This window comes from Aequorivita aurantiaca (assembly GCF_030410135.1).
In the GTDB taxonomy this organism is placed as follows: Bacteria; Bacteroidota; Bacteroidia; order Flavobacteriales; family Flavobacteriaceae; genus Aequorivita; species Aequorivita aurantiaca.
This window is the reverse complement of the sequence record NZ_JAUGQQ010000007.1, coordinates 1-25,366: the sequence shown is the minus strand read 5'-3', so window position 1 is coordinate 25,366 and position 25,366 is coordinate 1. Positions and strand designations below refer to the sequence as shown.

The following is a 25,366-nucleotide window of genomic DNA, read 5'->3' as shown; positions in this document are numbered from 1 at the left end:
GCATATTCAAAAGAACAAATACATTGTTTAGTGTATTTTTGTACCACATTTTTCAACTATGTACAAAACTTTTATCCGCCCAATATTTTTTGGTTTCGACCCGGAAAAAATCCATCATTTTACTTTTTCGGCAATTAGATTTTTTCACAAAATTGGCTTCGGAAGTTTTTTCCGTAATGTATATAAAGTGGAAAATCCCAAACTTGAACGTGAACTTTTCGGTTTAAAATTTCCAAATCCCGTGGGACTTGCGGCGGGTTTTGATAAGGACGCGAAACTTTATAAAGAACTTTCAAATTTCGGTTTTGGTTTTATTGAAATAGGAACCGTGACGCCAAAACCGCAGCCTGGAAATGAAAAGCCACGTTTGTTCCGATTGAGGGAAGATTCCGCAATAATAAACCGAATGGGGTTTAATAATGGCGGGGTGGAAGAAGCAGTCGAAAGATTGAAGAAAAATGCACTCAATGAAAAGCATGTTTTAATTGGCGGAAATATTGGCAAAAACAAAATCACGCCAAATGAGGAAGCGGTTAACGATTATATAATTTGTTTTGATGCGCTTTTTAATTATGTGGATTATTTTGTGGTAAACGTTAGTTCGCCGAATACTCCAAATCTACGGGAATTGCAGGAAAAGAAACCGTTGACCGATTTATTGCAAACACTTCAAAATAGAAATAATTCGCGGAAAAAACGTAAACCCATACTTTTAAAAATTGCGCCAGATTTAACCAATGAGCAACTTTTGGATATTATTGAAATTGTTGAAACCACAAAAATTGACGGGATTATTGCTACGAACACCACCATTTCCCGCAACGGAATTTCTTCCGAAAATAAAAAGGAAATGGGGGGTTTGAGCGGAAAACCTTTAAAAATTAGGACCACTGAGGTTATCCGTTTTCTGTCGGAAAAAAGTAATAAAGCTTTTCCAATTATTGGCGTTGGTGGAATTCATTCGGCAGATGATGCTTTGGAAAAATTGGATGCGGGAGCGAGTTTGCTACAGCTTTACACCGGATTTATTTACGAAGGTCCCGATTTAATAAAGCAAATAAACAAAGCGATTTTAGAACGGAAATGATTGAAACCTTAATTTCATTTTCCATTGCAACGCTTGCCCTCGCCATTTCCCCGGGACCCGATAATATTTATGTGCTAACGCAATCTTTGGTGAACGGAACCAAAAGCGGCATAGCCACAACTGCGGGATTGATCAGCGGTTGCATTGTCCACACTACTCTTTTAGCTTTTGGCGTTTCCGCGATAATTACGACTTCCGAAGAATTGTTTTACGGTATAAAAGTTTTGGGTGCGTGCTATTTGCTGTACTTAGCATACAAGGTTTATAAAAGTGATGAACACATTTCATTGGCTGAGAACGCGCCGAAAAAATCATATTTACAACTTTTCAACACTGGCGTAATTATGAATTTACTGAACCCGAAAGTGATGATTTTCTTTTTGGCTTTTTTTCCGGGGTTTCTTTGGAATAAAGAAGGAAACACCGTGCTTCAATTTTATGTGCTGGGTTTGGTTTTTATGGCCATTTCCTTTTTCACCTTTAGTACAATTTCATTGGCTGCGGGGCGGATTTCAACCCTGCTTTTAAATTGGAAAGATATGGGGATTGTTTTGAAATGGCTCCAAATACTCGTCTTTGTTGGCATCGCCGTTTTCATTTTACTGCCTTAAATTCTTAAATGGGATAGATTTTTCCCTAAGCAGGAATTTATATCTTTGAAGCAATGCAGCAAGTAAAAATCATAGAATGTCCGCGTGATGCCATGCAAGGTATCAAAGAGTGGATTCCCACTGAAAAAAAGGTTCAATACATTCAGTCGTTATTGCGCTGCGGTTTTGATACCATTGATTTTGGCAGTTTCGTTTCGCCAAAGGCAATTCCGCAAATGCAGGATACGGCGGAAGTGATTTCTCGTTTGGACCTTTCAGCTTCAAAAAGTAAACTCTTGGCCATTATCGCGAATTTCCGAGGGGCGGAGGAAGCCGTAGAATATTCCGAAATTGATTATTTGGGATATCCTTTTTCTATTTCGGAAAATTTCCAAATGCGCAATACACATAAAACAATTGCGGAATCCTTGGTGCTGCTTCAGGAAATTCTAAACCTTGCCGATAAACACAACAAAGAAGTGGTGGCCTATCTTTCCATGGGCTTTGGCAATCCTTACGGCGACCCGTGGAATGTGGAAATAGTGGGTGAATGGACGGAAAAACTTTCGGCTATGGGCGTAAAAATTCTTTCGCTTAGCGATACGGTGGGCACATCTACTCCTGCAATTATTTCATATTTATTTACTAACTTGATACCCAAATATCCCCACATAGAATTTGGCGCGCATTTGCACACCACTCCCAACGCCTGGCACGAAAAAATTGACGCAGCATATAAAGCGGGCTGCAGAAGATTTGACGGTGCCATTCAAGGTTTTGGAGGGTGCCCGATGGCAAAGGATGAATTGACGGGAAACATGCCAACCGAAAAAATGATCAGCTATTTTACGGCCGAAAAAATTTCGAACAGCATTAATCCCATGTCTTTTGAAAGCGCGCACAATGAAGCAACCAAAATTTTTACTAAATACCATTAAATGAGAAACTATTTACTTTTGGCCGTTGTGGGCTATTTCTTTTCGAGTTGTGAAGTCCTTCAAATGTATCCGGAAGATCCCATAAAAGGGGCGGGTGCGGTAACCATTAAATTTGTTCAAATAAATGATGTTTATGAAATAGCTCCTTTGAACGGTGGTGAATATGGAGGTTTGGCCCGCGTTGCCCATATTCGCGATTCCATTAAAGAACGATTTCCGAATACATTTATGTTTATGGCAGGCGATTTTCTTAACCCATCCCTCATTGGAACTTTAAAAGTGGACGGTGAACGTGTAAATGGAAAACAAATGATTGACGTTCTAAATGCGATGGATATTGATCTAGTAACTTTCGGAAACCATGAATTCGATTTAAGCGAAAAGGACTTGCAAAATCGCTTGAACGAATCCAATTTCAACTGGACCTCCGCAAATGTTCGGCACGTAACTGAAAAAGGCATCGTTCCTTTCACTACAAAATGGGAATATTCCACGGTTCCTACTTCGGATTTTTCAACTTTTTCCGCCATTGATGCGGATGGAAACAAAATGAAATTTGGTGTTTTCGGGGTTACGCTTCCCTCCAATCCAAAAGATTATGTTTCCTATGCGGACATTTATGAAAATGCCGTAAGGGCTTACGATCTGGCAATCCAAAAAGCTGATTTTGTTGTCGGCCTCACGCATGTATCGTTGGAAGAAGATATTGAAATAGCCAAACGCTTAAGGACACTTCCGTTAATTATGGGCGGGCACGAACATAATAATATGTTGGAAAAGGAAGGGAGAACCATGATTGCCAAAGCAGATGCGAATGCGAAAAGTGTGTACGTGCATACCCTAATTTATAACTTGCGGACAAAGCACCTCTACATCAATTCCGAATTGATGATGGTTACGGACAGAATAGCCTCCTCGGCAAAGGTAGAACGTGTTGTGAGCAAATGGACAGACTTAATGAACCAACAACTAAAGCAAGTAGTGGAAAACCCACAGGAAATAATATATTATGCCGCAAAACCACTAGATGGAACCGATACCGCAAACAGAAGTAAGCAAACCAATATGGGGGAACTTATTACCCGTTCAATGGCATATGTTTACGCCAATAAGGTAGATGGCGCTCTCGTGAACGGCGGCTCCATAAGAATTGACGATAGATTGGTGGGAGATATAACAAGTGTGGATATATTTAGAGTGCTTCCTTTTGGTGGTAGCGTTTTAAAGGTAGATTTAAAAGGAAATCTTTTAAAGGAAATACTTGAATATGGTAAAAATCAAAGTGGACAAGGTGCTTATTTGCAACGCTACAATTTTTCACAAAATGAAAATGGAGAATGGCAAACTAACGGGAAAATTATTAGCGACAGTAAAACATATTCCGTCGCGATAAGCGACTTTTTGCTGAAAGGATTGGACATTCCATTTTTAACTCCCGCAAATAATGGGATCATAAAAATTTATACACCAAACGAAACCGAAACGTCAGCCGATATAAGAAAAGCGATAATCTTCTATTTAAAATCTTTAAAAGAATAATGCTGAAAAAAATTCCAAAGGCAATCCTAATTTTAGTTTTCTTAGCCTTGGTTGCATTACAGTTCATTCGGCCCCAAAAAAATAACGGCAGCTATGAAAGTGTTGCTTATTTTGAAGCTGAAACAAAACCTTCGGAAACCGTGGCTGCCATTCTAAGGGAAAACTGTTACGATTGCCATAGTGACAGAACCCAATATCCTTGGTACGCCGAAATTGCCCCGTTCTCCTTATGGCTAAACGATCATATTGAAGCTGGAAAGAGCCATTTTAATGTTTCGGAATGGAACAAATATTCTGTCACCAAAAAGGAGCACAAACTGGAAGCCCTTGTGGAAATGATAGAAAATGAAAAAATGCCGCTGAAGTCTTATGCAATTATTCACGGAAACCTTTCCCAAAATGAAAGGAAAATACTGCTTCAATGGGCCGGCTTGATGCGTCTTCAATATAAGCATCAATTAGAGGTTTCATTCAGATAGGAGTCAATTTCAAAAATAAGTTTACTTATTCACGTATAAATTTACTAAAGAATTTATAGTACATTTGCACGCAATTAATCCATAACCACTTTCAAACTTGAAAGTTAATTTAATTGCAATGACCGCACACGACAACAAAATTCTAGGAGAGGGCCTAACGTATGACGATGTACTATTGGTGCCTGCCTATTCCGAAGTTTTACCCCGAGAAGTTTCCATCGCCACCAAGTTTTCGAGAAATATTACGCTGAACGTGCCTATTGTTTCGGCGGCAATGGACACTGTAACTGAAAGCGCAATGGCCATTGCCATTGCACGCGAAGGGGGTATTGGGGTATTGCATAAAAATATGACCATTGAGCAACAGGCCGCAGAGGTGCGCAAAGTAAAACGCGCCGAAAGCGGAATGATTATAGACCCGGTAACGCTAAAGAAAGCAAATACTGTGGGCGATGCCCAAAAAACAATGCGCGAATACAGTATTGGCGGTATTCCTATTACTGATGAGGAGGGAAAGTTGATTGGCATTGTTACCAATCGTGACCTTCGTTTTGAAAAGGATTTGAAACGTCCGTTGCACGAAGTAATGACATCCGAAAACTTGGTTACCGTGGCACAGGGAACGTCATTGACCGAAGCTGAGATTATTCTTCAAAAGAATAAAATTGAAAAATTGCCCGTAGTGAACGATGAGGGCAAACTTTTAGGACTTATTACATTTAGAGATATTACCAAACTCACACAAAAACCTTTTGCCAATAAAGACAAATATGGCCGACTTAGAGTGGCCGCTGCCTTAGGTGTTACTGCAGATGCCGTGGAAAGAGCCGAAGCGTTGGTAAAGGCGCAGATTGATGCCGTAATTATTGATACGGCGCATGGCCATACAAAAGGGGTGGTGGAAGTTTTGAAACAAGTGAAACAAAAATTCCCTGATCTCGATGTTATAGTCGGAAATATTGCAACTGCTGATGCGGCAAAATATTTGGTTTCTGCCGGTGCCGATGCCGTAAAAGTAGGAATCGGTCCGGGATCCATTTGCACAACGAGAGTTGTGGCGGGCGTTGGTTTTCCACAATTTTCCGCGGTCTTGGAAGTTGCGGCAGCCATTCAAGGTAGTGGCATTCCTGTTATAGCAGATGGGGGAATTAGGTATACAGGCGATATTCCAAAGGCAATTGCTGCCGGTGCGGACTGTGTAATGCTCGGATCACTTTTGGCCGGAACCAAGGAATCTCCCGGAGAAACTATTATTTATGAAGGTAGGAAGTATAAATCATACAGAGGCATGGGTTCCGTCGAGGCAATGAAACAAGGTTCAAAAGACCGGTATTTTCAGGATGTTGAGGACGATATAAAAAAATTGGTGCCAGAGGGTATCGTTGGGCGCGTGCCATATAAAGGGGACCTTGTTGAAAGCATGACACAATTTATCGGAGGTTTGCGCGCGGGAATGGGCTATTGTGGATCCAAGGATATTGAAACATTGAAGAAAACCGGACAGTTCATTAAAATTACCGCAAGTGGCATTAATGAGAGCCATCCACACGATGTGACTATTACCAAGGAATCACCTAACTATTCAAGATAATCTTTCTGTGGTTACATTTTTTAAGGTTGAATAAAAAATTTGAGTAATTTTTAAATATAAAAAAACGTGAAGCCAAAAGCATCACGTTTTTCTTTTTTGGATTAAGAATGATTATTTTCCAGCTTCTCCGGCATTTATGGTTATGCCTAATTCCAATAGTATGGGAACAGTAAGATCATATTCGGGATCTAAATAAACCATATCTTGTGTGGTTTGCATCACTTGGGTGTAATTTTGGGCTTTCGCGACTTTTTCCAATGCCACTCCTATTTTTTGATAAAGAGGTTTGAGGGCCTCCGTTTGTTTTATATCCATTAATTTGGCACCGTTTTGTTGGAACTTTTGAATTTCCTGTTCCATAGTAATTATTTCAGTTTGCTTTTCCGTTTTCTGTGCTTCAGTGAAAGTGGCCTCGCTTTGTTTGTAGGTTTCTACTAGTTTTTTGTATTCTTCCAATTTTTTATTGAGGTCTGTATCCAATTGGGCTCCATAGGTTTGTATTTCAGTTTCAACAGAAATTAATTCTGGCATTTTTGAAAGAATATACTCTATATCCACAGCGCCAACTTTTCCCTGTGCGAATGTTGTAAGACTAATAAAGAAAATAGCAATTTTGATAAATTTCATTTTGTGTGTTTTTTAATAAATTCAATGCGCAATATTACTATAAAAAAATATAATATTCAGAAAGTTATATCATCGCTTATAAAAAATATAGTCGGTAGAAATGGGTTCCACACCCCGGTTTTTCAAATGGGTCATAAGCTGGCCGCGATGATAGGAGCTGTGGTTAATAATGTGAAAAAGCATTTCGACAATGGTGTTCGTGAACAGTTGTCCTTTACTGTTTGTGTAGCTTATGGAATTTTCCAATGTTGTTTGATCTAGAATTTCCATGGTTTGTTTAAAATTTATGCTATTGATAGGCTGCAATTCGCCCAGTTCTAAAGGTTGCCAAACATCTAATTTGGCATTTTTTCCCAGAATTCGATGGTTCCAAATGTGGTGGGCGTTAAGAGTGTGACTGGCTAACAATCTTATTTTTTCAGAATAAATTTCCGGGTTTTTAATATAAATTTCTATCAGCTGCAAATTGCTGTGGTGCGTATATTCAAAAATATCTTCAAAAAATGATTTCAAAGCGTATCAAATATTTGTCCGCGGTGGGGTTTCAAAGTTTCTCTTAGCCGGTCCATCACACTTCTTTCAACAACCAAAAATGCAATATGATGCATAGGTGTGATTTCCTCATCGCCCGTAAAGGCATTCTGCAGACTTTCGGAATTAGAAAACTCAGAAAGATGTATGGCATGGTGTTTGGCAATATGATGTGCATTGGGCCCTCGAAAATCCCAGATAAGCTTAACTCTTTCGGTCATTTTGTCGTTTTTTGAAGGGGCCAATTTTGTCCTAAAAACTGTAAATTATAATGTCTCTCTTTGGCAATTGCAAAATACGGGTTTTAAAAATATTTTTAAAAGGAAGGAACACTATATTATTATTAAATTCGTTTGCCTTTCCGATGTAAGTTCCCATAGCTTTTTGCTATTTTTGCACCTTTGTTCACAAAAGCTTGTGCGCAAGTGCGTCGCTTCATTAAAAAATAAAATATTCAACAGAGATGAAAAATTTTCTTACCGTATGCATTTTTGCCTTGTTGGGCATAACAAACGTTGTTTCACAAAACAAAAAAGATGTATTGATGACCATAAATGGGAAACCCGTTTATGCCAGTGAATTTGAGCGTGTGTACAAAAAAAACCTTGATTTGGTGCAGGATGAATCGCAAAAGGACGTTGATGGTTATCTCCAGCTTTTTATTGATTATAAACTAAAAATTGCGGAAGCTCAGGCGCAGGGCTTGGATAAGGAAGAAGATTATTTGAGTGAATTCTCAAAATATCGGGACCAGTTATCCCGCAACTATCTGTTTGAGGATAAAGTGGCCGAAGAGCTTGCAATGGAAGCCTACCAACGTGGGAAGGAAGATGTAGCGGCATCACATATTCTGATTCGTGTTGATTACGAAGCATTGCCCCAGGACACGCTGGCAGCTTTTAATAAAATTAAGGGCATTCGTGAGCGTGCGCTGAAAGGGGAGGATTTCGCGAAGCTTGCAAAAACCTATTCCGAAGAGCCGGGTGCAAAGGAAACGGAGGGGAATTTAGGCTATTTCACTGTTTTCAATATGGTTTATCCGTTCGAAACTGCGGCATATAACACTCCCGTTGGCGAAATTTCGGAAATTGTGCGAACAAGTTTTGGATATCATATTATTAAGGTTAGTGACAAAAGAGAGAGAATGCCGAAAATATCGGTATCGCATATTATGATTTCAGATAAAAAAGGGGCCCGGGATTTTAATCCCGAAGAACGCATCAATGAAATCTATAGTATGCTGCAACAAGGCGAAAATTTTGAAAGCCTTGCCAAACAATTTTCTGACGACAAGAATTCAGCGGTAATGGGAGGCAAATTGAAACCTTTCACGAAAGGCGATCTTCGCGCCCCAGAATTTGAGGATGCAGCCTACTCACTAAAAAATCCAGGGGATTTGAGCAAACCGGTAAAAACGGATTTTGGCTGGCATATTATCCGTTTGGATGAAAAATTCCCAATGGAAACTTTTGAGCAGCAAAAGGCCGAACTCGAGAAAAAAGTGAATGAGGGGGATCGATCCAAAATAGTTACCAGTGCCACCAACAAAAAAATAAAGGAGAAATACGGATTCAAAAAGGAGAATAATTATCTGCCCTTTTTTGATACTTACCTTACCGATGATATTTTGAAAAGAAAATGGGTTATGACTCCCATTCCTGCTGATCAAAATAAAACTCTATTCGTTATTGGTGATAAAAAATCAACGTATATTGATTTTGCGAAATATATAGAAGAACGTCAAAGAACGACAAGGCCCTATAAACTGAAAGAAACACTGTTGGTTGATTTTTATGATGAGTTTGAAACAAAGGAATTGAAGGATTATTTCAAAGAAAAACTTGAAGATGAAAATGAAGATTACGCCGCTATTTTAAATGAATATCGCGATGGACTTTTAATTTTCGATGTAATGGACAAAAATATCTGGCAAAAAGGAAAAAATGATTCCATAGGCGTGCAGCAATACTATAATAAAACAAAGCAGGATTATCATTGGAAACAACGTATTGATGCTACTATTTATGCCGCTACTTCCAATGAATTTGCTCAACGGGTGCAAAAAATGCTTGGTGAAGGTAAAACGGCAGAAGACATTAAAACGGCTTTGAATACGGGCAATAAAGTAAACGTCTTAACCACACCAGGAATTTTTGAAGTGGACCAGCGTGAACTACCCAATAATCTAGAAATCAAGACAGGCATTTCCAACATTTACCCCAGTAATGAATCCTTTATTGTGGTAAATATTAATGAAATCATTGGTCCAGGCCCAAAATCATTAGAGGATGTTAAAGGAAAGGTTTTGAGCAGCTATCAAAATGATTTGGAAACTTCTTGGATGGAAAGCTTGCACGCCAAATACACCGTGGAAGTCAATAAAAAAACATTAAAACGCGTTAAGAAGCAATTGAAGTGATAAAACATTCTCTTTATATAATTCTTTGCTGTTCTTTCTTTGTTTCCTGTGATTATTTTCAGCAGAAAACCAAGCAAGATCAAGTAATTGCACGTGTTAATGACACTTATTTATATAAAGCGGATATCGAAAAATTCATTTCTGAAAATATTTCGCCCGAGGATAGCACGCTTATCGTAAACAATTATATAAACCGTTGGGCGACCCAACAGCTGCTTATTGATCAAGCAAAAATCAATATCACTGCAGAAAAGCTTTCGCAATTTGAGAAGTTGGTTCAAGAATATAGAACGGATCTGCTCACGGAGGCCTATAAAAATGTGATTGTAAGCAAGCAATTGGACAGCGTAATCTCGGAACAGGAATACCAAGAATATTACCAACAAAATAAGGATAATTTCAAGCAAAGGGATCTGTTGGTGATGCTTCGTTATGTGCAACTACCTTTGAATTATGCAGGTTTGGCCGCCGTAAAGGAGAAATTGAATAGGTATAATGATAAGGATAAAAAATCGCTTAACAGTCAGGATTACCAGTTCATATCTTCCAATTTTAACGATTCCGTTTGGATTAAAAAAGACGTTCTGTTCACTGCTTTGCCGGTGTTAAAAGGCAATAACGAGCAAATGTTAAAAAAATCAAATTTTGCTCAGTTGCAAGATTCATTAGGAGTATATTTGGTGAAAATTGAAAACGTGCTCAATCCCAATGATACAGCGCCTTTTCCCTACATTAAGCCAACTTTGAGACAGATTATTTTAAACAAAAGAAAGTTGGAACTCATAAAAAAATTAGAAACAGATATCACAAAAGATGCTATTGAAACAAACAATTTTGAAATTTACAATAATGAATAAATATTTATTGATTTTCCTTTTTTTTACGGCTGCAGCGCAAGCCCAAGTTGTATTGGAGCCCGACAGTACTGGAGTTGTAAAAAGCAATGATTCCCTAGCGGTTCAACAGATTCAGGTTCGCGATTCATTGATACCTTTCCAACGCTACAAGGCTGAAGGGGTAAGTGCGGTTGTGGGGGAATACGTTATTTTGGACAGCGATATTGATAAGGCATATGTTGAAATGCAATCCCAAGGCATTTCTATTGAAGATATAACCCGGTGCCAATTAATGGGAAAATTGATGGAGGATAAACTTTATTCACACCAAGCAAAACAGGACAGCATTATGGTACCAGATGCCGAAATCAATGGTATGATTGACCAACAAATGCAATATATGGTTAGTGAATTGGGAAGCGAAGAAAAAGTAGCGGCCTATTACCGAAAAGATAATATTGCCGAATTGCGAAGTGAACTTTTTGACGCCAACAAGAATTTGAAACTCGCGCGAATGATGCAGGATAAAGTGATCGAAAAAGTTGAGGTCACCCCAGAAGAAGTTCGTACGTTTTTCTTTTCCATCCCCGAGGAGGAACGACCCGTTTTTAGTGCGGAAATTGAAATTGCACAAATCGTAGTGGATCCTGAAATTACACAGCAAGCAAAGGATGAGGCAATCGCAAAACTAAATGCGATGCGCGCTGATATAATTGACAATGGAGCCAGTTTTGCCACCAAAGCAGTTTTATATTCTCAAGACCCCGGGTCCAGTTCAAAAGGAGGCCTCTATATGGCTGTCAAAAGAGATTCGCCTTGGGCAAAGGAATTTAAGGACCAAGCGTTTTCGCTTTTGGAGGGGGAAATAAGTGAACCATTCGAAACAGAATTTGGATACCACATTCTATATGTTGAAAAAATTCGCGGTCAAGAAGTGGACGTAAGGCATATATTAATTTTTCCTGAAGTTTCCCAAAAATCAATTGACGCAGCACAGAAAAAAATTGAAGATCTAAAAACCCAAATTGAGGCTGGTGAGATAACTTTTGCAGAAGCGGCCCGCAAAAATTCCGATGATAAGGATACAAGAAATAATGGCGGTCAGTTGATTAATCCTATTACATTTGATACTAAATTCGACCTCACAAAAATGGATCCGGCCCTGAGTGCGCAAGTTTATAATCTAACGGAAGGTGAAGTTTCAAAAATATTTACGGATCGTGATCGCACCGGAAAAAGTAGTTTGAAAATCCTTACCGTAACCAAAAAATATCCTGAGCACAAGGCTGATTATTCAAAGGATTATGAGCGCATAAAGCAATTGGCACTTCGCGAAAAGCAGATAAAGGCGATCAACAAGTGGCAGAACGAAAAAATTAAAGATACCTATATTAGCATCAACCAAGACTACCAAGAATGTGATTTTGCGGGTAATTGGATGAAAAAATAACAATATCAATATGTCAGACGTAGCAGCGGTTCAGCAACTGGTTTCTAAATACAATGCCCTTCGGCAGGAAATAAAAAAAGTGATAGTAGGTCAGGATGAAGTGGTTGAGCAAGTACTGCTCGCCATTTTTTCAGGTGGCCACGCCTTATTGATTGGTGTTCCGGGTCTTGCTAAAACGTTGTTGGTAAATACAGTAGCTGAAGCTCTGGGGTTGAAATTTAAAAGAATTCAATTTACTCCAGATTTAATGCCCAGTGATATTTTGGGATCAGAAATTTTGGATAAGGACCGTGAATTTAAATTCATAAAAGGGCCAATATTTGCCAATATTATTCTTGCAGACGAAATTAACCGGACGCCACCCAAAACGCAAGCCGCTCTTTTGGAGGCAATGCAGGAACGTGCCGTTACTGTGGCTGGTCATCATTATAAATTGGAACTGCCTTACTTTGTGCTTGCTACCCAAAACCCCATAGAGCAGGAGGGAACATATCCTTTGCCAGAAGCCCAGTTGGATCGATTTATGTTCGCAATTAATCTTGAGTATCCCACTTTCTCGGAAGAAGTAGAAGTTGTGAAACAAACCACCGCCGGCGAAATTCAGCGTGTAAATGCATTATTCACGGCCGATGAAATAATTCAATTTCAGCAATTAATACGAAGAATTCCAGTGGCCGATAATGTGGTAGAATATGCAGTTACCTTGGTCGGTAAAACTCGCCCTAACAGCCCTTCAGCTACGGAAATGGTAAGAAATTACATCGATTGGGGAGCTGGTCCCCGTGCCTCACAAAATCTCATTTTGGCTGCTAAATCCCATGCGGCACTACAAGGGAAATTTTCTCCCGATATCGAAGACGTACAAAAAGCCGCAATTGGTATTCTCAGACATAGGTTAATTAAAAATTATAAAGCTGAAGCGGAGGGTTTGAGTATTGAAGACATTATAAAAAGTTTGTATTAAAAACTTCTTCTTCACTTCTAACATATTTTTGTCATCTCCATATTTGCAAATTGATAATATTATATAATATTAATTATCAATTTAATAATATACTTCAACGATAATTGTATTTCAATGCACTATATTCACTAAATACGCTATTCTTTTAAATATTTTTTAAATAATGCGAATTTTTGTATTTTCGCACTCAACAAAAATTAGCAACATGGCTTTTGATATAGATATGATTAAAAAGGTTTATGCCCAAATGGCGGTACGTGTGGACAAAGCACGTGACATTACGGGTAAACCGCTCACACTTTCTGAAAAAATATTATATTCCCACTTATGGGATGGCAATCCAACAAAAGCTTTCCAGCGCGGAAAGGACTATGTAGATTTTGCGCCTGATAGAATAGCCTGCCAGGACGCTACTGCACAAATGGCACTTCTACAGTTCATGCAAGCCGGAAAGAAAACCGTGGCAGTGCCCACTACTGTACACTGTGATCACTTAATACAAGCAAAGCAAGGTGCCGCGCCCGATTTAAAGCGAGCCAATGAAACTAGCAACGAAGTTTTCGACTTTTTGGAATCTGTTTCAAATAAATACGGCATCGGATTTTGGAAACCGGGAGCAGGAATTATTCATCAAGTTGTTTTGGAAAACTATGCATTCCCAGGTGGAATGATGATCGGTACCGATAGTCATACCGTAAATGCAGGCGGATTGGGAATGGTTGCCATTGGCGTGGGCGGTGCAGACGCCGTAGATGTAATGGCTGGAATGGCATGGGAACTAAAATTTCCGAAGTTGATTGGAGTAAAGCTTACGGGCGAGTTAAATGGTTGGACGGCATCAAAAGATGTTATTTTAAAAGTAGCAGGAATACTTACCGTAAAAGGAGGTACCGGCGCTATTGTTGAATATTTCGGTCCAGGTGCAAAAAACCTCTCTTGTACGGGAAAAGGAACAATTTGTAACATGGGGGCTGAGATTGGCGCAACTACTTCAACTTTTGGATATGATGATGCCATGGAGCGCTTTCTTCGGGCTACGGACCGAGCCGACATTGCAGATGAGGCAAACAAAATCAGACCCTATCTAACAGGCGATGATGAGGTGTATGCCAATCCCGAAAAATATTTTGACCAAGTTATTGAAATAGATCTTTCCACTTTGCGCCCTCACTTAAATGGGCCCTTTACCCCAGATTTGGCTACACCGGTAGGCGAGTTGGGAGAGAAGGCACTTAAAAACGATTGGCCTATAAAAGTAGATTGGGGGTTGATAGGATCCTGTACAAATTCCTCATATGAAGATTTATCCAGAGCCGCGTCAATCGCGCAACAGGCTGTTGATAAAAGATTAATACCAAAAAGTGATTTTGGAATTAATCCTGGATCAGAACAAATTCGCTTTACTGCGGAGCGGGATGGATTGCTGGATGTTTTTGAGAAATTGGGCGCAACTATTTTTACGAACGCTTGCGGTCCTTGCATTGGGCAATGGGATAGGAGTGATAGAAAGGGTGATGAAAAGAATACTATTGTTCATTCATTTAACCGAAATTTTTCAAAACGTGCTGACGGAAATCCAAATACTCACGCCTTCGTTGGCTCGCCAGAAATGGTTGCGGCAATTGCAATATCGGGCCGTTTGGATTTTGACCCAATGACCGACACCCTATTGAATGAAGATGGACAGGAGGTGAAATTGGACGAACCAATTGGCCTGGAACTTCCACCAAAGGGCTTTGAAGTCGATGATAATGGCTATTTGGCACCCAAGGAAGATGGGAGCTCCGTGGAAGTGAAAGTCGCGAAAGATAGTGAGCGTCTTCAAATTCTGGAACCGTTCGAAGCTATTAAGGATTCTGAACTGCAAGGTGTAAGATTGCTGATAAAGGCTTTTGGAAAATGTACTACGGATCATATTTCAATGGCAGGGCCGTGGCTACGTTATCGCGGGCATTTGGACAATATCGCTAACAACACCTTAATAGGTGCCGTAAATGCTTTTAATAAAAATACAAATTTTGTAAAAAACCAACTCACAGGTGAATACGGCGGTGTGCCGAATGTACAGCGTGAATATAAAGCAAAGGGCATAAAAACCATAGTAGTGGGTGACCATAATTATGGCGAAGGATCCTCACGAGAGCATGCCGCTATGCAGCCTAGATTTCTGGGTGTTGCTGCAGTCTTGGTGAAATCGTTTGCACGAATACATGAGACTAACCTGAAAAAACAGGGAATGTTGGCTTTGACATTTGCCAACGAAGCCGATTATGATTTAATCCAAGAAGATGATATCTTCAATTTTTCGGATATTTCAGATTTCGCTGAAAATAAACCCCTAACCCTCGAAGTGGTCCATAAAAACGGAAATAAGGATATAATTATGGTAAACCATACTTATAATGATGCACAAATACGCTGGTATCGAGAAGGTTCAGCTTTAAATTTGATTAAAAAGCAGAACGCGTAAAAAAAATTATTATACAACCAAACCTAACAGGTTTCTGAAACCTGTTGGGTTTTTTTATATCTATAAAAATGATTTCCTTTTTAAAAAAAAATTGGAGCAACATATTGTTTTTTGGCTTCGTTGCGCTAATGCTCATTCCTCAAACCAGAATGCCTCTCCAGGTTTTCGTTCAGCGATTGATATCTTTTTCACCCACTGAAACTGCTGAAAATGATCGTAAATCCTTACAGGACTACGAATGGAGCTTACACCAATTAAATTCGGAACAAATAAACTTTTCTCGTTCACAGGGCAACGTGGCCATAGTTAATTTTTGGGCCACTTGGTGCCCGCCTTGTGTGGCGGAAATGCCGTCATTTCAAAAGTTATATGACAAGTATGGGCAGAAGGTAGATTTCTATTTTATCACATCAGAAAAAAGCGATAAAATTTCGGCATTTATGAGTAAAAATGGATACTCAATGCCCATTTATTTGCAAATTGAAGAAGCCCCGCAACAATTGCAGTCCGAAGCACTGCCCACCACGTTTGTAATTTCAAAAAAAGGAAAAATTGTTATAAACGAAGAAGGTGCTGCGGACTGGAACAGCAAAAAGATACAATCCCTATTGGATGAACTTCTTGAAGAATAACTATTGCAGCTTAACCAAAAAAATGATTTTCTTTAATAGATTTCATTTCCTTTTTCCCTTCAGCAATTGCGGTAATATCCTTCCATAATTTTGGTGTAATCAAGGATTTTAATGGTTGTTCTACCTTTACTATTTTTGGGAAATTTTTTATAAGTTGTTTGTCCCAAGCCTCGGAATGATTTAAAAGATCATCGGGATAAACAGTTTTCCGGCGGGTTCCTTCGTCAATTCCTCTAAATGGTTCGGTAACATTTAAATATCCGTAATCGTCGGTCAATTCCTCGCCCGCTTGTATATCGCGTATGGCTATTTCAAAATCATAAGCCGTGGATATACAATTACTTTTAAAGCTATGGTTTACATATCGGCCATTGTCCCAGCAAAGCACAAAATTTCCTTTATTGTTTCTGTAGCAATAAGTTTCTAAAATGTTTTGATAAAGCGGATTCATTTTTTTCAATTTGGACGGGGTAAATTCGCGATCTAAATCATCTAGCGCCCAGGTGATTGTTCCAGCGGGAATGAACTCAGTTGCGACAACTCCGTATCCAATTTGGTTGCTAATAAATTTCAGCTCGGTCTTTGGATGTATCATAAAGGATAGAATTTTTTTGTTTAAATGTAATGCAAAAACTCAATTGATTTACATTCAAAATTCTATTGTTTATGAAATTTTAATACCGTTAATTTGCCGATTTTTATGGAGGAAATTGTCTAATCTGCGCAATTCTTTAAGGCTTTTTTCTGCCTAAACTTTTCCATTAATACATATACAGTCAGCAACATGCTCAAAGCGTAAATACTATCTTCTATGGGGACGGTGCCCAGCCGGATACCGAGGTTTTCCGCATCATTGTACCACACTACTTGTTCGTTTATCCAACTTCCGGTTAGGAATCCGTTCACAATAAAAAAGGGAATTAAAAGGTTAAGGAATATCGGGAAAAACACATTCAATGCTTCCCTTTTAAAATTATAGACCAGCCCCAACAATAGGATTGCATAGCCGAAGTTGATTGCCGTATACCACAGATTATAAAAGTAAAGCAGGGAAACGATCAATAGGGTTTGAAGTGAAAAATATACAATGGCAGTAACGCGGTTCGAAAATGAAAACTTCGGCAATAAATTTTTGAAGGCGTAAATAGTAAAGAGGCAGGCATAAGGAATACAAATAAAGAATAGCCATTCCTCCATTGGAAGGTTTCCCCAATTGATGCCTGAAAGGTATCTATCATTGAATCCCCAAAAGCCGTGATGCGTAAAAATCATATCCCACGGAATAAAAATTACCATCATTATGAAAGTGGCGGGAAAAAAGTATTTCCAAAGTTTATAAAATTTAAGTTTTGGATGAAAGCTGAATAGAAAGGGAATACTTAATGAAGCTATATCCAACACTAAATAGAGATGCCACATAATTTATTTTTTGAAATATTTTAAAGGCGGAAATAACATTCCGAAACACTCGCCTTTTTCCTTTCCCAAATGTTTGTGGTGCATTTTGTGTGCGCGCCTAATTCCGCGCGCATAACGATTGTTCGCATTTCTGAATATTTTGAACCTTTGATGGATAAAAATATCATGGACAATAAAATAGGCCACCCCGTAGGCGAAAATTCCAAGGCCAATGGGAAGGCCCGCCCAAAAGCCGTAGTAACTCCACCCAATAAAACATCCAATACTTACCAAAGCGTAGAAAAGAAAGAAATAATCATTGCGCTCCCACCAACTTCCGTGATCCTTGTGGTGGTGATCTTTGTGCAAATTCCATAGAAATCCGTGCATAATATATTTATGGGTGAACCATGCCATAAATTCCATAATGCAGAATGTGCAAATGAAAATTAATATCCAAAGAACGATAGTCATTATTTTATGTTTTATTTAATTGGGATAAATTAAAGCTGGATTTGAATTTTGGAGTTTGATGGAAAATGTTTTTTCTAATTCTTCAATGCTTATTGTTTTGAAAAAGATAGTTTAATTATTTCACCAAATTTAATTGATATTTCACATAGCTTCGTGTCAACAGGCCGATTTTTTCAATGTTCGGCACTCGGATTCTCGCGTTTTTAATTTCTACGGCGGGAGTTTGCTGTAGCTTTTTTAACAGCCGCCTATAATATCGATAGGCAATGAAAACTCCCAGTTTTGCCTCTGGTGGCAATAACAAAATACCTTGGTAACCTTTGTTGAAATTTTGGTCTATCTCATCTATAATCCGCTGTTTGGAAAGTTCATTTAGGGAATTTAAGTTGGTGTTGGGAAAATAGGACCGACTCAGAATTTCATGATCTTCTTTCAAATCGCGCAGAAAATTCACTTTTTGAAATGCTGAACCTAAATTCATTGCGGCTTGTTTCAAATCGTTGTATTTTCTTTCGTCACCCTTAACAAAAACCTTTAGACACATCAAGCCCACTACATCGGCCGAACCATAAATGTATTGGTTGAATTCTTGTTCAGTGGCATAATTGTTTTTCGTCAGATCCCACCGCATGCTTTCCATAAATACATGTATTAAATCGGTATCAATATTATATTTATAAACCGTTTTCTGAAAAGAGTTTAGAATCGGGTTAAGGCTTATGCGGTCATGGAGTGCTTCTTCAAGTGATGTTTCGAAACGGTTAAAAAGAATTTCCTTTTCATAATTGTGGAAGGAATCAACTATTTCATCCGCAAATCGAACAAAACCATAGATATTGTAAATATCTTGCCGAATGGAAGGCCCCAGCATACGCGTAGCCCAGGAAAAAGATGTGCTGTAAGTTTCAGTTACCTTTTTGCTGCAGGATTCAGATACTATGTCAAAAAGTTCTTTCAATTTCTGTTTTCTTTTTCAATTAATCCTGCCACCAATTTTCCAGAAATCAGAGCTGGGGGAACTCCTGGACCAGGAACGGTTAACTGTCCTGTAAAGAATAAATTTTGCACCTTCCCGCTTTTAAGTTTCGGTCTCAAAAAAGCTGTTTGTAACAAAGTATTGGCCAGGCCATAGGCGTTTCCTTTATAGCTGTTGTATTGGGAAACGAAATCATTTATGCAAAATGACTCTTTAAATATAACGTATTTTTTAACCTCTTGGTTGGTCAATTTCTCAAAACGCATCATAATTTTATCAAAGTATTCTTCGCGAATTTCTGGTATATCGTCCAATCCAGGTGCCAATGGAATTAAGAAAATTCCAGCATCCATCCCATTGGGTGCGGCGGTTTCATCTGTTTTTGAAGGAAAACTTGCGTAAAATAGTGGATCCTCTGGCCATTGCGGAACGTCATAAATTTCCTTGGAATGCTTTTCAAAATCCACATCAAAAAATAAGGTATGATGGGATACATTGTCGATTTTCTTGTTGAACCCAACGTAGAACATTAGCGCAGCAGGAGCAAAGGTTTTTTTATTCCAATATGTTTCGGAATATTGGCGATATTCAGAATTCAAAAGGCTTTCGGTATGATGATAATCTGCGCCACTCAAAACTATATCAGTCGTTACCGTTTCGCCGTTTATAACTAAGGCTGATGCTTTTCCATTTTGAACGAATATTTTTTCAACATTTTGGTTCGTTTTGATGGTCACCCCTAATTCTTCCGCAAGATTTTTTATTCCGTTTACTACTGAAAACATTCCATCCTTCGGATGAAAGGTGCCGAGGCCGAAATCGGCATAGTTCATAAAATTATAAAATGCCGGTGTCTTGGAAGGTTTGGCGCCCAAGAATAAAACCGGAAACTCTAAAATTGAAATTAACTTTGGGTTGTTGAAATCCTTTCTAACTTCTTTACTGACAGTGCTGAAAAACTGCCCTATTTTGCTCATGGTTTTGGTATTAATGAGCTCCATTGGAGAAATTCCCGGACGATATACCAAATTTTTTATGGCTATTTCATAATTGTCCAGCGCAGCGTGCATAAATTTTCTGAGTTTGGCAGAACTGCCCTTTTCTTCAGTTTCAAATGTTTTGCAAATTTTTTCGATGGAATCTTCAATTGTTATAAAATCATCCGTTCCGAAGAATACGCGGTAGGCGGGATTTAATTTTTGTAAAGAATAATAATCCGATGGTTTCTTTCCGAAATCGGCGAAAAAACGCTCAAAAACATCCGGCATCCAATACCAGGTGGGGCCCATATCAAAAGTAAAACCATCCTTTTTTAACTGCCGTGCCCGCCCGCCGATGGTACTATTTTTTTCAAGAATTGTTACATTATATCCCGCCTTCGCTAGATAACAGGAGGCTGAGAGAGCGGAAAAACCGGAGCCAATTATGGTAATTTTTTTCATACTGTTTAACAAAATTAAAAATATATTAAACAAAAAGAAGGTCGGTTATAAATTTTGGCTTTTATTTAATAATACCTTTTATGCAGTAGTTACAGATTATTATTCAAAGGGGAAAATTTCGATATGTTCTTGAAATTGTCTGAGATCTTTAAACAGGATAATATTTTTTGACTTCTTAATATTTTTTTCCGCCTTGGGACCTAACACCCAAAGTTCGCTACCGCCTTCGGCAAGAATTTCCTTTTGAAAATCCAAAAGATATTTTTCGAGATTATCATTTTCTGGAAGAACTGTAAAGTAGGTTATAAAAATAACCTTTGTCTTAGTTTTTAAAAGGTGTTTCAAGCTGTCTGAGGGAATGTTTGCGCCTAAGAAAACAGTTCTGTAACCAGCGGAAACCAATTCGTAATTTGCATAAAGCAAACCAATTTCGTGAATTTCTTTATAAGGAAGATAAAGTGCAAAAAGGGTGGAGGATCTTTCTGAAGCGACTTTTTTATGTTTGCCGCTAAATTGAATGATGGAATGCTTGATTTTTTCCGAAATAAAATGTTCGTGGGAAGGATCTATGGATCCAGAATGCCACAGAATTCCAGTTTCGTTAAGTATGGGAACAAACACTTCTGAGAATGTTTCTCTGAAGGATTTTTTTTTCAAAATTTTTTCTAGGGTAGCATCAAACAAATCGCCGTCAAACTCAAACATTGCAGATTTAAAAACATTTCCCAAATATTGGGAATCCACCCCATTGATGCTATTTTGTATTAACACCTGAATTTCCGATGCATCTAAACTTGCAATTTTTGAAATTTTATGGCCGGCGTGGTAAAGGTAAGCCACATTCAAAAGCTTTTTCAGATTTTCAATATTGTATTTCCTAATATTAGTGTCGGTTCTGTCCGGCTCAAGAAGATTGTAACGTTTTTCCCAAATCCTAATAGTATGGGCTTTAACATTCGACAGGTTTTCCAAGTCCTTAATTCCAAATTGAGTTTTGACCACGGAAGATAAATTTATAGCTGGGTGAAAATACTAAAAAGATGTGAGAATGTTTACTTAAGAGCTAATAACTCTAAACAGAGGTACAGAATAATATCCGAAAATGCAAAGCGAAAAGATTCTTGATATTAAAGTACCCGGGATGGGACTTGAACCCACACGTCCGTAGGACACATGGCCCTCAACCATGCCTGTCTACCAATTCCAGCACCCGGGTGAATGCCTAAAACAAAAAAAGTTAAACGCGATGTTTAACTTTTTGTGACCTGCCTGGGGTCTGAACCTAATCCCTTAGGCCCAGATACAGCGGGACATCTGCTAATTTTTTTAATTCGTGTTGACGAATTGTGAACCAATATGTCAATAATTACTTTCGGAGCACAAATATATTTATAATATCTTCATAATATAGATAATCTCCTTTTTTTCTTATAAAACGTCAACACTACTTCATTTTAAACAGTATGCATCAAATTTTATAATTAAATTTTTATTAAAATATTTATTTAGAAGGCCTGAGGAACTAGAATGTAGCTGCTCATTGCACCGTGAAGAGGGAGTTTCAAGACCCTTGTTTTTCTTGCTCACCGAATAGGTGACTTTTTAAGATTTACAATTTAATAAGTATGATGTGGTAGCATTATTCATTAAATAATATTGAAAACTTTGTTTTAGTTATAGCCTAATTCTACGCCTGATTCAGGTTCCCAAATGGGATGTTGCAGATACTTGAATATTTACCTTATTGACTGCATTTTTTACGATTGCACCAATGCAGATAGTTCACGATGAATATAACATAGGTTGCGTTGAGACCCCAAAGGATCTCTCTTGCCTCGTCCATATTTTGCAGTTCAATATTAAAGATCGAGCCACCGCTTAAAATTGCTGCATCTTTCTCTTGAAACGATGACCTGATCATTTTCTTTCGGATCTAATTTCAGCAACAATCTGCTATTGAAATAACTGTGTATTTCGACGACGGCCTTGACCGACACCATAAATTTTCGATTGATCCTAAAAAACTGTATGGGATCCAATATTTTTTCCAATTGGTCGATTGTATATTCAACCGGAAAGGTTTTTCCGTTGTGTACGTGGAGAAAAATAAGTCCTTCATTCGATTTGAAATAGGCAATATCATCCACATTAAGAGACTTAAAATGGTTGCCCACTTTGACCATAAAGCGATGTTTATACTCTTTGTTGAACAATTGTTTAATTTGATTCATTTTTCCCTGCTCCCAAAAATCTATTTGTTTATCGTTAGACTTACGGTACTTTTCTAAAGCAGACTTAAGATCTTTTTTATCAATGGGTTTTAATAGATAATCCAATCCGTTATATTTGAAGCCACGCAAGGCATATTCGTTATAAGCAGTGGTAAAAATTATGGGGGGGTGGTCTTTCAAAGTATCCAGAATATCAAACCCATATCCATCGTTCAACTGAATATCCAAGAATATTAGGTCTGGAAGTTCATTTTTTTTAAACCATTGTATTCCGTTTTCAACCGATATCAATTGGGCAACAATTTCGACATCGGGCGCCAGCTCACCTATCAATTGCGCCAGACGTCTTGAAGCTATACTCTCATCTTCAACAATTACTGCTTTCATACTATAATATTATTAAGATAACGACAACACAGAAGTTTCAAATGCGTTTTTGGTTAACAAGGGCATTGTAACCGTAAAAAAACCTTTAGTTGTCCCCGTCGTAACTTCTTGATCGGTATAGAACGAATATCTTTTTTTTATGTTGGCAATTCCCAGTTTAGTGGAAGCTTCCGCTGTATCCCGTTTTCGTAGGTTATTAATGACCACTATGGACATGCTAGCAACAGTTTCTATACGGATTGAAAGCGGTTTTTCTTTTGAAAAATAGTTGTGTTTTAAAGCATTTTCGACCAACATTTGCAACGAAAGTGTAGGGATCATAAACATATTTGGATCGACCAAAATTTTTATCTTTATATCTATGGCACCTTCGTGCCTTACATTCATCATAAAAATAAACGCATCGAGAAAATCAAGCTCTTTTTTTAAAGGTACCATATCTTCCTCTCCATTGTCCAATATATAGCGGTAACTCAAGGCCAGCCTAGTTACAAAATCTGAAGCCAAATCTCTATCCTCGTACATCAATCCTGTGAGCGTATTAAAACTATTGAACAAAAAATGGGGGCTGATCTGATTTTTCAACAATTGGTATTTTGAGGTTACCAATTCCTTTTGTAAGCGATCCATTGTACGCTCCATATCTTTTTTTTGTTGCATAGAGTGATAAAAAAGGTTGAAAACAATTATACTTAGTGCAATGATTGCTGCTCGCAGCACATCAATCCTAAAATTGAATGCGGGGTTTTCATGTTTTTGCAAAAAAATAGCTTCGGCAAAAACATAATTAGACAAATAATAAACAATCGTACAAACGGGAAGTACAATAATAAAGTTTACAAGTAATAAACGTACACCGCTGGAAAAATTAATGCTTTTTCCTGATTTTACTTGTCTGTAGACAAGCCAGTCATTAACTGTCCAAGTTCCGATAATAAAGACAAGTGCGCTAATTAAATAAAAGAGTGAAGTGGGATCAAATGATTCTTTACCAAAGGTATTGGTAAACATTGTCCATTTGACTACTAAATAGATTATTAGGGCGATAAGCACCTGCAACCCGAGTTTTTTTAGATTAAATCCAGACTTTACGGACATTTTATTGAAAAAATAATGATGCTAAAGATAATTATAAAAGTGATTTGGATAAAAGGCGATATCCTGAACTGGTAAAATAAGGGTTGAACCGTGCAAATTTGTCTTTGATTTGAAAATCATTAAAATGACCATTCTTATTCAATTCAACTTTCTTTTTGATGATTCAATATGTTTATTGACAATTTAAGAAGATATGATCTTTAGCAAAATCTTATATATATAGTTTTGAACAGATTATAAAATGATTAGTCATGAAAAATTTAATTTATATTTTAATGCTTTTGGTTGTTTCCGGACATCAAGCACAAACAGGAAACATAAAAGGTGTTGTTATTGATAAACAATCTGAACTTCCTTTAGAAGGGGCGACCATTGAACTGCTCAATTTGGCAGAGGGGACTGGGGTGATTACTGATTTTGATGGAAGGTTTATCTTAGAAGAAGTGCCCGTAGGCAGACATTCCATTCGTATAAGCTATATCGGTTTCGAAACTAATACAGTTTCCGATATCTTAGTTAGCTCAGGGAAGGATATTTTTTTGAAGGTTGGATTGTTGGAAGCCTTTAATCAATTGGAGGAGGTGGTGCTTTCCACAGAAACCAATCAAGACGGAGCATTAAACGAAATGACCAAAGTTTCGGTACGGCAATTCGGAGTTGAGGAAGTTACTCGGTTTGCGGGCGGAAGAGCAGATGTAGGTCGATTGGCCGCCAATTTTGCGGGAGTCTCTACCCCTAATGATGGTAGAAATGATATAGTTGTGAGAGGTAATTCCCCTTCAGGACTTCTATGGCGTTTAGAGGGTATTCCCATTCCTAGCCCTAATCATTTTGCGACCGCGGGAACAACGGGTAGCCCAGTCTCAGCGTTGAACCCCAATATGCTTGCGAATTCCGATTTTATCACGTCGGCCTTCCCGGCGGAATATGGAAATACCATTGGGGGAGTATTTGACCTAGATTTTAGAAACGGGAATATAGACGATTACGAATTTTCTGCGCAATTGGGTATTTTTTCTGGAGTTGAATTGGATGCAGAGGGACCTTTTGGGAAGAAGAATGGTTCATTTTTAGTTGCTGGACGGTATTCATTTATTGGTTTGATAGGGGCAGGAGGTGCCGGGGGAACTTCAGCTGTACCCAATTACCATGATATTTCATTTAACCTCGATTTGGGCAGTGGGAAAGCCGGGAATCTTTTTTTTTT

At 38.2% G+C, this 25,366-nt stretch carries 24 protein-coding genes and 1 tRNA gene; 13 read left to right on the top strand and 12 right to left on the bottom strand.

What is annotated here, in order from left to right; all coding sequences use genetic code 11:
* Positions 1-58: 58 nt before the first annotated feature.
* From QRD02_RS11010 to guaB, 6 genes are all read left to right on the top strand, one after another.
* Positions 59-1,087 (top strand): quinone-dependent dihydroorotate dehydrogenase, encoded by a 1,029-nt coding sequence (locus QRD02_RS11010; RefSeq protein ID WP_290255005.1) that lies wholly within the window; start codon positions 59-61, stop codon positions 1,085-1,087.
* Positions 1,084-1,698 (top strand): LysE family translocator, encoded by a 615-nt coding sequence (locus QRD02_RS11005; RefSeq protein ID WP_290255004.1) that lies wholly within the window; start codon positions 1,084-1,086, stop codon positions 1,696-1,698. The genes QRD02_RS11010 and QRD02_RS11005 overlap by 4 nt, the downstream gene beginning before the upstream one ends.
* Before the next feature lie 53 nt (positions 1,699-1,751).
* Complete coding sequence (locus QRD02_RS11000; protein WP_290255003.1) at positions 1,752-2,615, top strand: hydroxymethylglutaryl-CoA lyase; 864 nt, start codon at positions 1,752-1,754, stop codon at positions 2,613-2,615.
* The gene (locus QRD02_RS10995) at positions 2,616-4,154 is read left to right on the top strand and encodes a bifunctional metallophosphatase/5'-nucleotidase (protein ID WP_290255002.1); all 1,539 of its coding nucleotides are present in this window, start codon (positions 2,616-2,618) and stop codon (positions 4,152-4,154) included.
* Positions 4,154-4,633 (top strand): heme-binding domain-containing protein, encoded by a 480-nt coding sequence (locus tag QRD02_RS10990; protein ID WP_290255001.1) that lies wholly within the window; start codon positions 4,154-4,156, stop codon positions 4,631-4,633. Before QRD02_RS10995 ends, QRD02_RS10990 begins: the two co-directional genes overlap by 1 nt.
* Positions 4,634-4,751: 118 nt before the next feature.
* Complete coding sequence (gene guaB / locus QRD02_RS10985) at positions 4,752-6,224, top strand: IMP dehydrogenase (RefSeq protein ID WP_290255000.1); 1,473 nt, start codon at positions 4,752-4,754, stop codon at positions 6,222-6,224.
* A 111-nt stretch (positions 6,225-6,335) separates the two neighbouring features.
* On the opposite strand, the gene QRD02_RS10980 is transcribed toward guaB, so the two are convergent.
* The 3 genes from QRD02_RS10980 to QRD02_RS10970 all read right to left on the bottom strand — a co-directional run bounded on the left by QRD02_RS10980 (position 6,336) and on the right by QRD02_RS10970 (position 7,603).
* Entirely contained in the window at positions 6,336-6,851 is a 516-nt protein-coding gene (locus QRD02_RS10980) for an OmpH/Skp family outer membrane protein (RefSeq protein WP_290254999.1), read from the bottom strand.
* Between the two features lie 69 nt (positions 6,852-6,920).
* Positions 6,921-7,364, bottom strand: coding sequence for a DinB family protein (locus QRD02_RS10975; RefSeq protein WP_290254998.1), 444 nt, complete (start codon positions 7,362-7,364; stop codon positions 6,921-6,923).
* Positions 7,361-7,603 carry a hypothetical protein gene (locus QRD02_RS10970; protein ID WP_290254997.1) on the bottom strand — a complete coding sequence of 81 codons (243 nt, stop codon included), beginning with the start codon at positions 7,601-7,603 and terminating at the stop codon, positions 7,361-7,363. The genes QRD02_RS10975 and QRD02_RS10970 overlap by 4 nt, the downstream gene beginning before the upstream one ends.
* A gap of 242 nt (positions 7,604-7,845) precedes the next feature.
* On the opposite strand from QRD02_RS10970, the gene QRD02_RS10965 reads away from it, so the two are divergent.
* The 6 genes from QRD02_RS10965 (at position 7,846) to QRD02_RS10940 (ending at position 16,153) form a co-directional block, all read left to right on the top strand.
* Entirely contained in the window at positions 7,846-9,801 is a 1,956-nt protein-coding gene (locus QRD02_RS10965; RefSeq protein ID WP_290254996.1) for a peptidylprolyl isomerase, read from the top strand.
* Positions 9,798-10,658 carry a peptidyl-prolyl cis-trans isomerase gene (locus QRD02_RS10960; RefSeq protein WP_290254995.1) on the top strand — a complete coding sequence of 287 codons (861 nt, stop codon included), beginning with the start codon at positions 9,798-9,800 and terminating at the stop codon, positions 10,656-10,658. The genes QRD02_RS10965 and QRD02_RS10960 overlap by 4 nt, the downstream gene beginning before the upstream one ends.
* Positions 10,615-12,087, top strand: a complete 1,473-nt coding sequence (locus tag QRD02_RS10955; RefSeq protein WP_435373037.1) for a peptidylprolyl isomerase — start codon at positions 10,615-10,617, stop codon at positions 12,085-12,087. The genes QRD02_RS10960 and QRD02_RS10955 overlap by 44 nt, the downstream gene beginning before the upstream one ends.
* A 10-nt stretch (positions 12,088-12,097) precedes the next feature.
* On the top strand, positions 12,098-13,051 hold the full coding sequence (locus tag QRD02_RS10950) for an AAA family ATPase (RefSeq protein ID WP_290254993.1): 954 nt from the start codon (positions 12,098-12,100) through the stop codon (positions 13,049-13,051).
* Between the two features lie 205 nt (positions 13,052-13,256).
* The gene (locus tag QRD02_RS10945) at positions 13,257-15,521 is read left to right on the top strand and encodes an aconitate hydratase (protein WP_290254992.1); all 2,265 of its coding nucleotides are present in this window, start codon (positions 13,257-13,259) and stop codon (positions 15,519-15,521) included.
* 68 nt (positions 15,522-15,589) lie between these two features.
* Positions 15,590-16,153, top strand: a complete 564-nt coding sequence (locus QRD02_RS10940) for a TlpA family protein disulfide reductase (RefSeq protein ID WP_290254991.1) — start codon at positions 15,590-15,592, stop codon at positions 16,151-16,153.
* 10 nt (positions 16,154-16,163) lie between these two features.
* Here QRD02_RS10940 and QRD02_RS10935 read toward each other — a convergent pair whose 3' ends face one another.
* The 9 genes from QRD02_RS10935 to QRD02_RS10895 form a co-directional block, all read right to left on the bottom strand.
* Positions 16,164-16,748 (bottom strand): SET domain-containing protein, encoded by a 585-nt coding sequence (locus QRD02_RS10935; protein ID WP_290254990.1) that lies wholly within the window; start codon positions 16,746-16,748, stop codon positions 16,164-16,166.
* A gap of 119 nt (positions 16,749-16,867) precedes the next feature.
* Entirely contained in the window at positions 16,868-17,572 is a 705-nt protein-coding gene (locus QRD02_RS10930; RefSeq protein ID WP_290254989.1) for a lycopene cyclase domain-containing protein, read from the bottom strand.
* 3 nt (positions 17,573-17,575) lie between these two features.
* The gene (locus QRD02_RS10925) at positions 17,576-18,025 is read right to left on the bottom strand and encodes a sterol desaturase family protein (RefSeq protein ID WP_290254988.1); all 450 of its coding nucleotides are present in this window, start codon (positions 18,023-18,025) and stop codon (positions 17,576-17,578) included.
* Between the two features lie 115 nt (positions 18,026-18,140).
* Positions 18,141-18,983 carry a phytoene/squalene synthase family protein gene (locus tag QRD02_RS10920; RefSeq protein ID WP_290254987.1) on the bottom strand — a complete coding sequence of 281 codons (843 nt, stop codon included), beginning with the start codon at positions 18,981-18,983 and terminating at the stop codon, positions 18,141-18,143.
* A complete protein-coding gene (gene crtID / locus QRD02_RS10915) occupies positions 18,980-20,443 on the bottom strand; it encodes a bifunctional phytoene desaturase/3,4-desaturase (protein WP_290254986.1) in 1,464 nt (487 codons plus the stop codon). Before crtID ends, QRD02_RS10920 begins: the two co-directional genes overlap by 4 nt.
* A 99-nt stretch (positions 20,444-20,542) precedes the next feature.
* A complete protein-coding gene (locus QRD02_RS10910) occupies positions 20,543-21,445 on the bottom strand; it encodes a MerR family transcriptional regulator (protein WP_290254985.1) in 903 nt (300 codons plus the stop codon).
* 131 nt (positions 21,446-21,576) lie between these two features.
* A tRNA-Leu gene (locus QRD02_RS10905) sits at positions 21,577-21,659 on the bottom strand.
* Between the two features lie 643 nt (positions 21,660-22,302).
* Complete coding sequence (locus tag QRD02_RS10900; protein WP_290254984.1) at positions 22,303-23,061, bottom strand: LytR/AlgR family response regulator transcription factor; 759 nt, start codon at positions 23,059-23,061, stop codon at positions 22,303-22,305.
* 12 nt (positions 23,062-23,073) lie between these two features.
* The gene (locus QRD02_RS10895; protein ID WP_290254983.1) at positions 23,074-24,072 is read right to left on the bottom strand and encodes a sensor histidine kinase; all 999 of its coding nucleotides are present in this window, start codon (positions 24,070-24,072) and stop codon (positions 23,074-23,076) included.
* Positions 24,073-24,410: 338 nt separating this feature from the next.
* Here QRD02_RS10895 and QRD02_RS10890 point away from each other — a divergent pair.
* Positions 24,411-25,366 (top strand): TonB-dependent receptor (locus QRD02_RS10890; RefSeq protein WP_290254982.1); only part of this gene is annotated, 956 nt, incomplete at its 3' end.

Coding starts and splice junctions, on each gene's coding strand:
- QRD02_RS10965 (WP_290254996.1), top strand. CDS start 7,846: ATGAAAAATTTTCTTACCGTATGCATTTTTGCCTTGTTGGGCATAACA.
- QRD02_RS10945 (WP_290254992.1), top strand. CDS start 13,257: ATGGCTTTTGATATAGATATGATTAAAAAGGTTTATGCCCAAATGGCG.
- guaB (WP_290255000.1), top strand. CDS start 4,752: ATGACCGCACACGACAACAAAATTCTAGGAGAGGGCCTAACGTATGAC.
- QRD02_RS10935 (WP_290254990.1), bottom strand. CDS start 16,748: ATGATACATCCAAAGACCGAGCTGAAATTTATTAGCAACCAAATTGGA.
- QRD02_RS10980 (WP_290254999.1), bottom strand. CDS start 6,851: ATGAAATTTATCAAAATTGCTATTTTCTTTATTAGTCTTACAACATTC.
- QRD02_RS10925 (WP_290254988.1), bottom strand. CDS start 18,025: ATGACTATCGTTCTTTGGATATTAATTTTCATTTGCACATTCTGCATT.
- QRD02_RS11005 (WP_290255004.1), top strand. CDS start 1,084: ATGATTGAAACCTTAATTTCATTTTCCATTGCAACGCTTGCCCTCGCC.
- QRD02_RS10895 (WP_290254983.1), bottom strand. CDS start 24,072: ATGTTTACCAATACCTTTGGTAAAGAATCATTTGATCCCACTTCACTC.
- QRD02_RS10970 (WP_290254997.1), bottom strand. CDS start 7,603: ATGACCGAAAGAGTTAAGCTTATCTGGGATTTTCGAGGGCCCAATGCA.
- crtID (WP_290254986.1), bottom strand. CDS start 20,443: ATGAAAAAAATTACCATAATTGGCTCCGGTTTTTCCGCTCTCTCAGCC.
- QRD02_RS10940 (WP_290254991.1), top strand. CDS start 15,590: ATGATTTCCTTTTTAAAAAAAAATTGGAGCAACATATTGTTTTTTGGC.
- QRD02_RS10990 (WP_290255001.1), top strand. CDS start 4,154: ATGCTGAAAAAAATTCCAAAGGCAATCCTAATTTTAGTTTTCTTAGCC.
- QRD02_RS10995 (WP_290255002.1), top strand. CDS start 2,616: ATGAGAAACTATTTACTTTTGGCCGTTGTGGGCTATTTCTTTTCGAGT.
- QRD02_RS10900 (WP_290254984.1), bottom strand. CDS start 23,061: ATGAAAGCAGTAATTGTTGAAGATGAGAGTATAGCTTCAAGACGTCTG.
- QRD02_RS10955 (WP_435373037.1), top strand. CDS start 10,615: ATGCTATTGAAACAAACAATTTTGAAATTTACAATAATGAATAAATAT.
- QRD02_RS11010 (WP_290255005.1), top strand. CDS start 59: ATGTACAAAACTTTTATCCGCCCAATATTTTTTGGTTTCGACCCGGAA.
- QRD02_RS10950 (WP_290254993.1), top strand. CDS start 12,098: ATGTCAGACGTAGCAGCGGTTCAGCAACTGGTTTCTAAATACAATGCC.
- QRD02_RS11000 (WP_290255003.1), top strand. CDS start 1,752: ATGCAGCAAGTAAAAATCATAGAATGTCCGCGTGATGCCATGCAAGGT.
- QRD02_RS10930 (WP_290254989.1), bottom strand. CDS start 17,572: ATGTGGCATCTCTATTTAGTGTTGGATATAGCTTCATTAAGTATTCCC.